The following is a 13,924-nucleotide window of genomic DNA, read 5'->3' as shown; positions in this document are numbered from 1 at the left end:
CATTATATCGAGGTTTTGTGAAATGCATCGTGATATCTGAAAGATTTTGTTAAATTTAGGGGAAACCAGTTATTGGTTTAAACTACATTAACTTAAAAATTGAGAACACGATTATGAAAAACCTCACAAGAACTCGACGCCATTCCCTTTGGATGGCAGCCGTGCTCGGTGCAATTGCATTTACCTCTTGTTCGGACGAAACAATTACCCAAGATGATGCCAATGCCATTTTAGAAACGGAGACAAGCTCATTATCATTGGTGGATCATGGTGACAAAATGATCATGCTTGATGACTTGATCGTAGGTGATGACCTGCTTACCGCCCGTGCAACAAATGCCGCTGGCAACGATCGAGGCCGTTTTAACATTACCCTTAATTTTTTATTGCCACCCACAGAACGGCAGGAACAGGTATTCAATGATGCCGCTGCCCGTTGGGAGCGTATCATTATCAAAGATGTACCTTCCATTACAGGTACTATCCCATCTGCATTTGAGGGGTTCCCTCCAGCTTCTGAAGGAACCTTGGACGATGTGGTGATTGAAGTCGCTTTGGCACCCATTGATGGCCCGGGCGGAATTTTGGGACAAGCAGGACCACGTTTTGTACGCACCAGCGATTACTTGACCATTTCAGGTATCATGTTCTTTGATGTGGACGATTTAGCCTTTTTGGAGAGTCTCGGACTCTTCGAAGATGTGATCGTACACGAAATGGGTCACGTTTTGGGAATAGGCACATTATGGAATATCTCAACACCTGATTTTGAACGTAATCTACTTTTGGGCGGAACAACCAATCCATATTTTGGAGGACGCAAGGCCAATGTATTTTGGAATGCCGAAGGAGGTACGGGAGAGCTACCCATTGAGAGCATGTTTGGACCAGGTACCGCTTTTGGCCACTGGCAAGAGTCTACTTTGAACAATGAGCTAATGACCGGCTTTTTGAATTTGGGAGAAAACCCGTTGAGTAGAATAACCGCAGGTTCCATGTCCGATTTGGGCTACGGAGCAGCCAGCGTAGGAGAGTCGTATGATTTACCACGAGGCACACCGGGTGTTAATTTGAGCACTTTGGAAGAGGCCGGTACAGCAGAAGGATTGAACATTGCCGCTATGGAAGAATTGTTGATGCCCATAGGCTTTATCAATACCGATAAAAAATAAAATCACGCTCTTTCAAAAATAATAAGCCTGCTTCCTTTGGGAGCAGGCTTATTTTTGTTCATGGACTAAAATTTTTCGGCAATAACGGCCTATGGCTAGAGTAATCCTTTGGCTTCCAGAGTTTTTTCCAAACGGTCATGGTTTTCCCAAAAACGATCGACTATTTTCTGCATCACCGCTTCATAGCCGGGGTGTGTTTCAAGTTTTTGGAATACGGGGTCTAATCCCATGAACAGCACAATCCAATACTGAAAGTGGTCTTTGGCCGCAAAAGCTTCCAATTGGGCAATGCCTTCGTCCAATTTGCCTTCGTAGGCATAAAGTACCGCCATGCTGGCTGGTTGATAGATGGACTGATCATGTTCGCAATAGTCGGCGTAAGCAGCAAATAGCTGGTCCGCTTCCTCCTGAAACCCCATTTTTTCATACGTGTAGCCTATTTTTATGTCCTCTTGCGGATATATGCCCAACCCCATTGCTTTCCTGATGTCGTTGAACGATTTATAATACTGATAGGCACTATCATATTCTTTTTGAAAATAGTGCAATTTGGCTACTTCCTGCAAAATGTCGAGTCGGGTGGTGTCCTTTATCAGTTCGCGTTTCAAACTGTTCAATGTTTGTTTGATGTCCTTGTTTTTGGCATATCGGATATACGCCTTTAAATAGGGAGCGTATTCATTGTCCGGATTGGTTTCGAGCGACTTGTTGATGTATAACAAGGCTTCATCCGTAAAACCGGATTGAGCAAGTGCATTGCTAAGGTGGAGATAGGTATAGCTTTGCGTAATATTGTTTTCCGACACATCCAACTGAATGCCCTTTAGGGCATATTCCAAATATTTTCCGGTATTGGGGAGGGCATTGGAGTAAATGGAAGATAAAATATTGATTACACCTGAAGCATTGGGGTTGTATTCCAAAGCTTTTTCCAAATGTGGGACCGCCAACCGATAATCCCCAATGTGCATATAATACAAGGCCTTTGCAATTAAGCTTTCTGTTAGTTTGGAATCATGTAGCAGGGCCTTGTCTGCATAATTATTAATGGTCTCTGTATATTGTTTTTGTTTTTTATACAGGTCGAGATAGTAATAAGCTATGGCCAAATCTGCATAAACCAAGGCAAATTCAGGGTCCTCTTCAACGGCTTTTTCAAATAGGGGAATGGCCTCCAGAAGACCTTCTACGGTTCCTCTGTTAAACGGCTCTTGTGCCTTTAGGTAATAATCGTAAGCCACCAAGTTCTCCGTAGGTTTTTTGTCAATCTGCTCCAACTCCGAAGGTGTTACTTGCGCTTTGATGGCATCTACTATTTTTTTGGCCACTTCATTTTGTATTGCGAAAATATCCACCAATTGATGGGTATATTGTTCGCCCCAAACCTGTGTGTCGGTTACCGCATCGATCAATTGGATGTTGAGCATGACTTGGTCGCCTATCTTCTGACCACTACCTTCCACAATATAATTCACGTTGAGCTCAGCGGCGATTTCTCCAATGTTCTGATTGGTATTCCGGTATTTTTCCACTGATGTACGGCTAATGACCCGTAAATCCTCAATTTTTTGAAGATTGCCCAAAGAGGCTTCCATCAAACCATTGACAAAATAAAGGTTGGTGGAATCACTGCTCTCATTTTTAAAGGGGAGTACGGCAATGGACTTTTCCAGCGAAACTGTTTCCACCCTTTTTTGGGAAGAAGAGGAGGGAATCAGTAACCAAATAAGACCGCCACCAATCACAAGTACCATGGCAAGGAGGGCCCAACGGTATCTTCTAAAAAAGGAGGGAGCGGCTATTTCGGTCCCTGCGTCCTGAAATCCATGTTTGCCAACTTCGCCCGGGGGATGACCGTAATGTTCGCGAAAACACTTGATGAAATAGGAGACACTTCCAAAACCTACTTGATATGAAATCTCGGAAACCGTCTGATCGTTTTCTTGTAGCAATCCCATTGCCTCTTCCAGTCTGATTTTTCGAATAAACTGGCTGGCCGATAACTGGGTCTGTTTTTTGCATTTCCGCAGCAAACTGGAACGGCTCATGTGCATGGCTTTGGCCAATTCCGAAACACCAAAGTGCTCATCGCTCAAATGCTCGAGTATGATGGCCTTGGCCTCATCGGTAAATTTCTGCCCTTTGGGTTTGTCTAGCATTTTGGTTTGCAGATTGATAGCTGCGCGGTCTGTACAAATATAAACGTTTCCTCCCCACGGGAAAAATGCCCCTTTTGCCGCATAGTTTATATCCATGCGCCATAATTTTTATGGACAGTGCAGGGGTTATATATATCGCAGCATAGGTGATTGGTACTGCATCAGGCTTTGGGGAATCTTTGTAATGTAAAAATTATTGTTCAACACTTAAAACGAAAAGTCATGAAAAATTTTAAAAACAATTCCATGAAACATCTAATGTATGCACTACTTATTGTATCGATAAGTTTATCTGCCTGCGGACAGCAAAAATCCAAACCGGAACAACAGGGTTCCATGAAAACACAAGTAAAGGCTCCCAAAACACCATTGTCGGCGGCTGTGGTTACTGGCGATTTGGAAGCCGTGAGACAGCATATCGAGGCAGGAACCGATATCAATGAAAAGGACCCACTTAGCGGGTCGACCCCATTGATTACCGCAATCACTTTTGACAAAAAGGATATCGCGAAAAGTCTGATCGATGCTGGAGCTGATTTATCCATCAAAAACAATGACGGTTCCACGGCACTGCACGTAGCTGCCTTCTTTTGTAAAGTGGAAGCGGTCCAAATGTTGTTGGATGCGGGTGCCGACAAGAATTTGAAGAACAATTATGGGGCCACCCCCCGAGAAACTATTGTGGGTTCTTTTGCCGAGGTGAAGCCTATCTATGAAATGATGCAGCAACAATTGGGACCTATAGGCCTTCAGTTGGACCTGGAAGAAGTGGAAGCCACCCGTCCCACCATCGCCGTAATGCTTCAATAATCCATCAAAAAAACGATAAGTCATGAAAACAGCACGTAGACACGATATTGATTGGTTGCGGGTAATCACAATTGCCTTGCTATTGATCTATCACATTGCCATTATATTTCAGCCTTGGGCCATGTTCGTAGGCTTTGTACGAAGCGAGCAATCTTTGGAAAGTTTGTGGACCCCGATGACCATGCTCAATGTTTGGCGTATTCCTATCCTATTCTTCGTATCGGGCATGGGGCTTTATTTTGCCATGCGAAAACGAAACTGGAAACAGTTGATCGGAGAGCGGACCAGAAGGATTTTGTTGCCGTTGCTTTTTGGTATTGTAGCTATTGCTCCTTTGCATATGTTCCTCTTCCAAAAATTCTACAAACTGCCTTTGGGATATTATCCACATATGGGCCACCTGTGGTTTTTGGGCAATATTTTTGTTTATGTGCTGATGTTTTTGCCCGTTTTCTACGTGTTGAAAGGTAACACAGAAGGTAGATTCCACCGATTTTTGAATCGAATGATGTCCCATCCCGGTGGACCCCTGTTGGTCTCCCTCTTTTTTATGCTCGAGGCCATTTGGGTCAAACCGCAGATATATTCCCTGTATGCGGAGACGTGGCATGGATTTGCCCTCGGAGCTTTGGCCTTCTTTTTTGGTTATCTGTTCGTTTACAGCGGGCGTGGATTTTGGGAAACCGTAAAAAAATGGAGATGGGCCTATATCGCTTTGGCCGCAGCATTATACCTATTGAGATATGTGGAGTTTCAATTGGAAGCTCCGGGATATCTGATGGCATTGGAATCCAATTGCTGGATATTTGGGGTGTTCGGTCTTGGTTATCGTTATCTGAATAAACCAAGTGCCTTATTGGTTTATTTGAGTCAAGCAGCGTATCCCGTTTATATCATCCATATGTTTGTGATGTATGGGGCGGCTTGGTTGATCTTGCCTATGGAGATGCATCCATTAGTACAATTTGTGGCCATTACCGTACTCACCTTTGCAATCTGCTACATCCTGTATGAGTTTGTGATCAGAAGAATAGGTTTCTTACGGCCATTATTTGGACTGAAAGGAAAGCAAATCCCTAAGATAACATCCAAAATGATGATAAATGAGGGCTAAGGTACGATTTTAACCTCCTTTTTGGAAAACCAATACGCCAGTCCTTCGTTTAACCATTTTATACCCTGTATATTTGCAACGTTTTGATTTTAAAACTATAAACAAAAATTATGAGTACAGTAAAAGAGAATGACACTGTAAAAGTGCACTACACGGGTAAATTGACCAATGGACAGGTGTTTGACAGTTCTTTGGAGCGTGAGCCTATGGAAGTAGCCTTGGGACAGGGTCAGCTTATACCTGGATTTGAAAAAGGGCTTATCGATATGGCCGTGAACGAAAAAAAGACCATTACCATCGATAAAAAAGATGCGTACGGCGAAGTGAATGAGTCCCTTTTCCAGAAAATATCAAAGTCCCAACTACCTGAGGACCTAAAGCCCGAAGTGGGCATGGGCTTGGTAGGTTCCAACGCTGAGGGACAGCAACAACAGTTTAGGGTGGCCAAAGTAGAGGAAAACGACATCATTTTGGATGCCAATCACCCGTTGGCCGGACACGATTTGGTGTTTGACCTTGAAGTGGTAGAGATTCTGTAAGCAAGAATTTCAAATAGCATATAAAAGCCTCGTCTGTTTGACGGGGCTTTTTTGTTTTGAGACAATAATCCGTAGTCTTTCAAAAAAGTTTTTCGGGTAACAAGCTATAAAATGTGGTACTTTAGGATAGGCGTCAAAAAAATGATATGAAAAGAAACCGCTTCCTATTCCTATTGCTGCTATTTTTGGGTTTACAATCCATACTGGCCCAGAAAAGAACATTTCAGCCAGGATATATCATCGAATTGGACGGCGATACCATCCAGGGACTCCTTAAAGACCGGTCTCCAGAGCCTTTTGTGTCCTTGTACAACAAGGTCAGGTTTAAAAAAGAGGGGAAGGGGAGGACCTTTAGGTACAGCCCTGATGATATTTTGGGATATGGATTTCAGGGCGAGCATTTTATTTCGATGCCGTTTCGGGAAGAAAGTCGCTTTTTTACCTTTCGATACTACGCAGATAAATCGTCACCACGAACCTTTTTGAAAGTCGTTCGCAGATCAGAGGAGTTGATGTATCTGGAACAGTATTTTGTTCATGACGATAATTCCTATTTGGACTTCATTCCCTTTTTTTACAAACCAGGATCCACACGATTGGTGAGAGTAACCCAAGGTATTCTCGGATTTAGAAAGAAGGCGTTGGCATCCTATTTTTCAGATTGCCCTGAAGTGGTAGAAGAACTTTATTCGGAAACCTCAGTAATACAAAGCGTTCCAGAGCTGTATGAGTTTTGTGTTGTCCATTGCACTCCATAGTCGGTTCAGCATGTCCCGTTTATGGGTCCAGGGCGGCATTATTGCCTTCAAATGAGTTGTAAACGTTCAATTTCCATATGGATTGGACACACAATCCTTATCTTTAGGGATGTAAACCAGTAATCAACCCAATGTCGCCTTTTGGATGATGTTGACCCACCAAATGACGGCGTCCTAAAAAAATGAAAATGAAATTTTTGTCATCCCTCATGCTCGTGGTCCTCATGGGCACCTGGGCACAAGCCCAAGACCGACTAACCGGCGAAACCTTTACCACCCGTTCCGAAATTTTGGCACAAAATGGCATGGCGGCCACAAGTCAGCCATTGGCCACCCAAGTTGCTTTGGATATTTTAAAAAAGGGGGGTAGCGCCATGGATGCCGCCATAGCGGCCAACGCTGTGCTCGGACTTGTGGAACCGGCTAGTTGTGGTATCGGCGGAGATGTATTTGCCATCGTTTGGTCGGCCAAAGAACAGAAATTATATGGCTTAAACGGAAGTGGGAGGGCGCCCCAATCCTTGACCATCGATTATTTTATGGATAAAGGCTTGTCCTACGTTCCTTTTTATGGCCCACTCCCAGTATCGGTTCCGGGCTGTGTAGACGGATGGTTCACCTTGCACGAAAAGTTTGGACGCTTACCCATGGAGGATATCCTGCAACCCGCCATCGATTATGGTAACAACGGATTTCCGGTATCCGAAGTGATCGCTTACGAGATGGCATCTAGCTATGAAGCGCTTAAAGACCAACCCGGCTTTGCCCAAACCTATATGCCCAAGGGAAGGCCGCCCGTAAAAGGCGAGGTATTTGTCAATAAAGATTTGGCCAATACCTACGAAATCATTGCCAAAAAAGGACGTGATGCCTTCTATAAAGGTTCCATTGCCAAGACCATTGATAGCTACATGAAAAAACACGGTGGATTTTTAAGCTATGAAGACTTGGCCAGTCACACCTCGAATTGGGTAACGCCGGTTTCCATAAACTATCGTGGGTACGATGTTTGGGAATTGCCGCCCAACGGACAGGGTACCGCTGCCTTACAGATGTTGAACATTCTCGAAGGCTTTGATATTGCCAAAATGGGTTTTGGTAGCGCTGAATATTTGCATGTACTCACCGAGGCCAAAAAGTTGGCCTATGAAGATCGGGCCAAGTTTTACGCCGACCCTGAATTCAACAATATTCCTTTGGAAACACTTTTGTCGGATGCCTATGCTGCTGAGCGGAGGAACCTCATAGACCTCAACAAGGCGGCTGATAGTTATCCGGCTGGCGATATGGAAATAGAAACGGGCAACACCACGTATTTGACCGTGGCCGATAAAGACGGCAATATGGTTTCCTTAATACAAAGTATTTATTCCGAATTTGCATCGGGTATGGTACCGGACGGATTGGGCTTTGTGCTTCAGAATCGTGGGCAAATGTTCAATGTGCAGGATAGAAGCCATGCGAATGCCTTGGAACCGGGCAAACGTCCGTTCCACACCATTATTCCAGCATTTATCACCAAAGATGGCAAGCCTTGGGTCAGTTTTGGGCTCATGGGAGGGGCAGTTCAGCCGCAGGGCCATGCACAAATTGTGGTCAATGTGGTTGATTTTGGCATGAACTTGCAAGAAGCAGGGGATGCACCACGAATGCGCCACCGTGGTAGCTCGCAACCCACGGGTTCCGTCATGACCAATGGCGGTACTTTGTACCTTGAAAGCGGTTTTACACCCGAAACCCTGAGGGAATTGAGCGAAAAAGGACATCGTATCGGCTTTGGTGTCGGGATGTTCGGTGGTTATCAGGCCATTGGGGTGGATTTGGAAAACAAAGTGTATACCGGGGCTTCGGAGTCCAGAAAGGACGGTCAGGCTGCCGGGTATTAATTCAAAAATATGTTCAGAAGTAAGTCAACCATAGTAGCAATGGTCACAGGACTGTTCTTGCTGTGCTCCTGTAACGGGCAAACCAAGAACGATTCCCAAGACTATGTGTATAAAAAAGGGGACCCAAACGGTATCGGAAAGTGGTATATGGGTCGTGAAATAGCCTATGTGATGGGCTACCAAGGGATGAACTGGTTGGAGCGACCAGAACGCGAAGAAGAGGAAAACACCGCTACGCTATTGAAAAACATGGACATACAGCCCACGGATCACATTGCCGATATCGGGGCAGGTTCGGGTTACCACGTTTTTAAAATGGCGCCCATGGCTCATCAAGGAACCATCTTTGCGGTGGATATTCAAGAGGAGATGTTGGCTGCGATACAGGAAAAAATGGAAGCAAAAAACGTTCAGAACATCCAAATCGTGAAGGGTGGCGAGCAAAGTGTGAACCTTCCCGAAAATTCGATGGACAAGGTGTTGATGGTGGATGTCTACCACGAATTCAACTTCCCGAAGGAAATGATCGCTTCCATCAAAAAGGCATTAAAACCGAAGGGTGAATTGTTTTTGATCGAATATCGTGGGGAAGATAGGTCGGTGCCCATTAAGGAATTACACAAAATGACCGAGGCGCAGGCCGTTAAGGAAATGAACGCGGCGGGCTTCATTTTGGAGCGAAATGTAGGTAACTTACCATGGCAACATTGCATGGTATTCATTAAACAGTAAGGCCGTCTGTGCCGAACATTGATTTTCCTTTGCTCAATAAACCCCACAAGTAACCCCTACGCTATCTTTTCTAATAGCTATGAACCACAAATCTTTAACCGAACACGTCAAATCACAGGTAAACCCCAGACCGGAGGACCTGCATCTGTTCACTTCAAAACTGCGGGAGGTCACGGTGGCCAAAGGCAAGTTTTTGCTGTATCCCAACACTTATGTCAAGCATGAGTATTTTGTGGTGAAAGGCTGTTTAACGGCCTATTATTTAGACAAAAAGGGAAATAAGAACATTGTGCAATTCGCCATAGAGAACTGGTGGTTGGGAGATTTTGACGCCTTTTACAATGGGGTGCCCTCCAAATTATACATTGAAGCCTTGGAGGATTCCACTTTGTTGGCCATCAATCATGATGATCTACAAAGGCTATTGGAAGAGGCTCCCATATTTGAACGCTATTTTAGGTTATTGGTCACCAGTGCCTTTATTTCGCTCCGCAAACGGATTTTGTCCTCCTTGGGAAAAACCGTAAAGGAGCGGTATCTGGAATTTTGCGAAGGCTATCCGAATATCGATGGCCGTGTTCCCAACTATCAAATTGCGAATTATTTGGGGATTTCTGCGGAGAGTTTGAGCCGTACGCGTAGAAAATTGCGAGCGTTAAAAAAAACCTAATTGATTTAGGTCAATCATTTTAGCCTTTCCAAATGGTATATTTCTGTAAATCAAAAACAGATATATGCAACAATTACTTACATCGTACAACAAGAACATTAGCCTAAGAAACCGAATCGTAATGGCACCCATGACGCGAAGTAGGGCCGCCAACGAGGACAACAAACCTACAGATGAACTTCATGGCTTGTATTATGAGCAACGTGCCTCCGCAGGTTTGATCATCACCGAAGGTTCCCAAGTTTCAGAACGTGCGGTAGGATACGTGAACACCCCGGGAATACACACCAAAGCCCAAGTGGAGGGCTGGAAAAAAGTGACCCAACGGGTACACGACAAGGGCGGAAAAATATTTATCCAATTGTGGCACGTGGGTCGGATTTCACATCCTGATTTCCATGATGGAGAATTGCCGTTGGCGCCTTCAGCGCTGAACCCGAACGAGCAATCGTACACGCCTGATGGTTTCAAGGATACCGTCACCCCAAAGGAAATGACCAAGGAGGATATCAAAACCACAGTGGAAGATTTCAAAAATGCCGCCAAAAATGCGGTGGAAGCTGGATTCGACGGCGTGGAAATCCATTCCTCCAACGGCTATCTGTTCCATCAATTTTTTAATAGCACATCCAATAAAAGAACGGATGAGTATGGTGGAAGCCATGAAAACAAAGCACGTTTCTTTTTTGAAGTCTTGGATGCGGTCAAAGAAGTGATTCCAGAAGAAAAAATAGGGGCCCGTTTCAATCCATCATTGCACGGCGTGTTCGGGATGACCATGGATGAAGATACCATCCCCACCTTTGAATACATCATCAAAAAATTGAACGATTACAATTTGGCCTACATCCATCTATCCGAACCCTTTACGGATGTGTCCGATATTCCTTTTGCGGTAACGGAAATTGCCAAACACTTTAGGCCGCTATATAATGGTACGTTGATGATCAATGGCGGATTTGACCAAGATTCCGGTAATAGGGTCATTGAGTCTGGAAATGCAGATTTGGTGGCCTATGGTAAGCCCTATGTCTCCAATCCTGACTTAGTAGAGCGTTTTGAACATAATTTGGAACTGGCCGATTGGGACAAGGATACGTTTTATACTCCCGGCAAAGAGGGGTATACCGATTATCCCAAGGCCGATATCAAGCAAGAGGCCTAATTAAAAATTCCAGAGGCTAAAACTATCAGTTCGATTTTCGATGGTTGAGCGTAGTCGAAACCGAAGAAAACTTTACTTGCCTGCCAGCAAACCGGGGGAGTAACTAAAAACCATCAGTTCGAGCGCAGTCGAGAACCAATTTTAGACTTGAAATTAAAGTTTTCGACCTGTCCGAAGATAGACAGACATAATTTTCATTCGGAAAATTCCTCGAGCTGACAAGTTTTAGTCACCACACACAACGAATTACAAACACAAAAAACAGCATACATGAAATTTACAAGAAAAGCAGAAGCCCAGTGGAAAGGCTCGGGCAAAGAAGGAAAAGGAACCCTAAGAACCGCCAGTGGCGTATTGGACGGTACACCTTACTCGTTCCATACCCGTTTTGAGGACGGCAAAAAAGGCACCAACCCCGAAGAATTGGTAGGAGCGGCCCATGCCGGTTGCTTTGCCATGCAGTTGAGTTTTTTACTGGGCGAGGAAGGATTTACACCCGATAGTTTGGATACCGCTGCTACCGTAACGTTTGAGGATGGAGCCGTTACCCAAGTGGCCTTGGACTTAAAAGGGGATATCCCCAATATCGATGCCGAGCAATTTCAGCAAATAGCGCACAAGGCCAAAGAAGTATGCCCCATTTCAAAACTATTGGATACAAAAATTGAACTCAAGGTAACCTTGAAAAAATAGGTCGGCGAAAGCCAATAGCTAAAAGCTATTGCAGAAATAAATCAAATCACAAAATTTTAAAAACAGTACATGCCACATCAAGTAAAGATTCAAGAAATAGGTTTTATCACACACGACGTGCTTCAAATACAAACGGAGCGACCTGCCGATTATCATTTTGAGCCCGGTCAGGCCACCGAAGTTGCCCTCGATAAGGAAGATTGGCGGGACGAAAAACGCCCGTTTACCTTTACGGGACTTCCCGAAGATGGCTTTTTACAGTTTACCATAAAGGTGTATCCCGACCACAACGGGGTAACCGATACCCTGCAAACCTTGGAGCAGGGCGACCATTTATTGTTGGAAGACGTTTGGGGCGCCATATCTTACCAAGGTCCCGGCGTATTTTTGGCCGGTGGGGCGGGAGTAACCCCCTTTATTGCAATATTTAGGCATTTGGCTGAGCAGGGCAAGCTCGAAGGCAATCGGTTGTTGTTTGCCAACAAGCGCGAAAAGGATATTATCATGCAATCCCAGTTTGAAAAATGGTTGGGCAAGGACTTTATCAATATTCTTTCTGAAGAGCAAAACAGCAAGTATGCGCATGGTATGATGGATTCCGAATTTTTAAAGGAACATATCCCAGATACAAATGCCAAATTTTATCTCTGTGGACCGCCACCTATGATGGAATCGGTACAAAAGGATTTGGAAAACCTAGGCATTTCCAAAGAACAAATGGTTGCTGAGGAACTCTCCTAAATGCTCAGTGATGTTTTTGTTTAGGTAAATTGTTCATTATCAAAAGGATATGAACACCTTCAAAAACAACATATTTACAATGCGATATCCCTTAATACACGTTAAAACCCCATTCTTTAAAAGGCAAACCTCTTTTTTGTTTAATATTTTGTTATATTAGTTAAACAATATGAGCGTTTTAGCACTACTATTATTTTTTACCGTCATGTCCCAAGACCGTTCATCCCTTATTTATGATTTTACCCAAAATGATAATAAGGGTCAATGGTTTATTGTGGATGACGGCGTTATGGGAGGTTTATCCCAAGGAAACATCAGCATCAACAGTAACGGCCATGGCGTTTTTAAAGGGTACGTTACTACAGAAAACAATGGCGGTTTTTCTTCCGTACATTATAAGTTGGACAATAAAGATGTCATGCCATTTTCCACTGTCGTTATCAAATTAAAAGGAGATGGTAAAAGGTACCAGTTCCGAATAAAGAGCAATCCTTATCAACGCTTTTCCTATATCAACAGTTTTGAAACGTCAGGAGATTGGGAAACTATAAAGTTAGCTTTTAATGATTTTGTACCGATGTTTAGGGGCTACAAGTTGAACGAACCCAATTATGCTGGTGAAGTAATTGCCGAAATTGCTTTTTTGATCGGAAATAAGCGTAATGAGTCATTCTCTCTGGAAATTGAAAGAATCTACTTGGAGTAACCAAGAATGAATTATAACTTATTTATTTAAAAGCATTTAAAAGCATTTAAAAGCATTTAAAAGAAATCACATGGATTATATTGCCATTATTTTACAATGTATTGTTGCCATCAGTATACTCAATGTTTGGCTGGTACAAAATAAAAAGCCCACACAATGGCGGGGAGGAAACGCTACCACGATTATTGAAGAATTTAAAGTGTACGGACTTCCCGTTTGGATGTGCTACCTTGTGGGTACGCTTAAAGTCATTTTGGCATTGGGACTTATAGCGGCCATTTGGTATCCGGTACTGCGTCAACCTGCTGCACTTGGCTTGGCCATTTTACTATCTGGCTCCGTGGCCATGCATTTTAAGATTAACGACCCTCTCAAGAAATCGTTTCCGGCATTCTTGTTTCTGTTGATGTGTTTGTACATCGCTTTCCCATTTTTATAACAGCGGCCAACAAGAAGTTTAAAATAGTTGGTAACAGATAAACGCATTCAACAATGCGTAGGCTAGGGAAGGGGTGGAAGGTAGAATGCCATCCCTGATTTTCAGCCGTACCAAAAAGCCCAAAAACATCAAAATGGATAACCCCAAGGCAGCAGAAAACTGTAGGGTAGTAGAATAGGTCAGACCAACGAGCAGCCCCAAGCCACCCAATTATTGAAGTGCCCCGATCAATTTTCGGTAGGTGGGCAGGCCGTATCTTTCAAATTCCACTTTCATTTTCTTCGACACAAAACAACCTAGACCAAAAAACAAAAAAGAAATTCCTGAGATGATGGTGGGA

14 protein-coding genes are annotated in these 13,924 nt (G+C 43.8%); 13 read left to right on the top strand and 1 reads right to left on the bottom strand.

Features of this window, described 5'->3' with window-relative positions; all coding sequences use genetic code 11:
• The first annotated feature begins 113 nt into the window (after nucleotides 1-113).
• Nucleotides 114-1,172 (top strand): hypothetical protein, encoded by a 1,059-nt coding sequence (locus ABNE31_RS11515; RefSeq protein WP_349351236.1) that lies wholly within the window; start codon nucleotides 114-116, stop codon nucleotides 1,170-1,172.
• A gap of 95 nt (nucleotides 1,173-1,267) precedes the next feature.
• Here ABNE31_RS11515 and ABNE31_RS11510 read toward each other — a convergent pair whose 3' ends face one another.
• Nucleotides 1,268-3,427 carry a helix-turn-helix domain-containing protein gene (locus tag ABNE31_RS11510; protein WP_349351235.1) on the bottom strand — a complete coding sequence of 720 codons (2,160 nt, stop codon included), beginning with the start codon at nucleotides 3,425-3,427 and terminating at the stop codon, nucleotides 1,268-1,270.
• Nucleotides 3,428-3,553: 126 nt separating this feature from the next.
• Between ABNE31_RS11510 and ABNE31_RS11505 the strand changes: the two genes are divergently transcribed.
• From ABNE31_RS11505 to ABNE31_RS11450, 12 genes are all read left to right on the top strand, one after another.
• Nucleotides 3,554-4,141: an ankyrin repeat domain-containing protein gene (locus ABNE31_RS11505; RefSeq protein ID WP_349351234.1), complete on the top strand. Its 588-nt coding sequence runs from the start codon at nucleotides 3,554-3,556 to the stop codon at nucleotides 4,139-4,141.
• Between the two features lie 22 nt (nucleotides 4,142-4,163).
• Nucleotides 4,164-5,255, top strand: coding sequence for an acyltransferase family protein (locus ABNE31_RS11500; protein ID WP_349351233.1), 1,092 nt, complete (start codon nucleotides 4,164-4,166; stop codon nucleotides 5,253-5,255).
• Between the two features lie 110 nt (nucleotides 5,256-5,365).
• Nucleotides 5,366-5,794, top strand: a complete 429-nt coding sequence (locus ABNE31_RS11495; RefSeq protein WP_179385816.1) for a peptidylprolyl isomerase — start codon at nucleotides 5,366-5,368, stop codon at nucleotides 5,792-5,794.
• A 146-nt stretch (nucleotides 5,795-5,940) separates the two neighbouring features.
• Entirely contained in the window at nucleotides 5,941-6,552 is a 612-nt protein-coding gene (locus tag ABNE31_RS11490; protein ID WP_349351232.1) for a hypothetical protein, read from the top strand.
• A 188-nt stretch (nucleotides 6,553-6,740) separates the two neighbouring features.
• On the top strand, nucleotides 6,741-8,438 hold the full coding sequence (gene ggt, locus ABNE31_RS11485; RefSeq protein WP_349351231.1) for a gamma-glutamyltransferase: 1,698 nt from the start codon (nucleotides 6,741-6,743) through the stop codon (nucleotides 8,436-8,438).
• A gap of 9 nt (nucleotides 8,439-8,447) precedes the next feature.
• Nucleotides 8,448-9,170 carry a class I SAM-dependent methyltransferase gene (locus ABNE31_RS11480; protein WP_349351230.1) on the top strand — a complete coding sequence of 241 codons (723 nt, stop codon included), beginning with the start codon at nucleotides 8,448-8,450 and terminating at the stop codon, nucleotides 9,168-9,170.
• Nucleotides 9,171-9,249: 79 nt separating this feature from the next.
• Nucleotides 9,250-9,840 (top strand): Crp/Fnr family transcriptional regulator, encoded by a 591-nt coding sequence (locus ABNE31_RS11475; RefSeq protein ID WP_349351229.1) that lies wholly within the window; start codon nucleotides 9,250-9,252, stop codon nucleotides 9,838-9,840.
• Between the two features lie 64 nt (nucleotides 9,841-9,904).
• A complete protein-coding gene (locus ABNE31_RS11470; protein WP_349351228.1) occupies nucleotides 9,905-11,005 on the top strand; it encodes an alkene reductase in 1,101 nt (366 codons plus the stop codon).
• A gap of 270 nt (nucleotides 11,006-11,275) precedes the next feature.
• A complete protein-coding gene (locus ABNE31_RS11465; RefSeq protein WP_349351227.1) occupies nucleotides 11,276-11,698 on the top strand; it encodes an OsmC family protein in 423 nt (140 codons plus the stop codon).
• A gap of 69 nt (nucleotides 11,699-11,767) precedes the next feature.
• Nucleotides 11,768-12,439: a flavodoxin reductase gene (locus tag ABNE31_RS11460; protein ID WP_349351226.1), complete on the top strand. Its 672-nt coding sequence runs from the start codon at nucleotides 11,768-11,770 to the stop codon at nucleotides 12,437-12,439.
• A 169-nt stretch (nucleotides 12,440-12,608) separates the two neighbouring features.
• Nucleotides 12,609-13,145: a CIA30 family protein gene (locus ABNE31_RS11455; RefSeq protein ID WP_349351225.1), complete on the top strand. Its 537-nt coding sequence runs from the start codon at nucleotides 12,609-12,611 to the stop codon at nucleotides 13,143-13,145.
• A gap of 70 nt (nucleotides 13,146-13,215) precedes the next feature.
• Nucleotides 13,216-13,584 (top strand): DoxX family protein, encoded by a 369-nt coding sequence (locus ABNE31_RS11450; RefSeq protein ID WP_349351224.1) that lies wholly within the window; start codon nucleotides 13,216-13,218, stop codon nucleotides 13,582-13,584.
• Nucleotides 13,585-13,924 lie beyond the last annotated feature (340 nt).

Source organism: Flagellimonas sp. MMG031, from assembly GCF_040112705.1.
GTDB lineage: Bacteria > Bacteroidota > Bacteroidia > Flavobacteriales > Flavobacteriaceae > Flagellimonas.
This window is presented reverse-complemented; position numbering and strand designations above follow the sequence as displayed.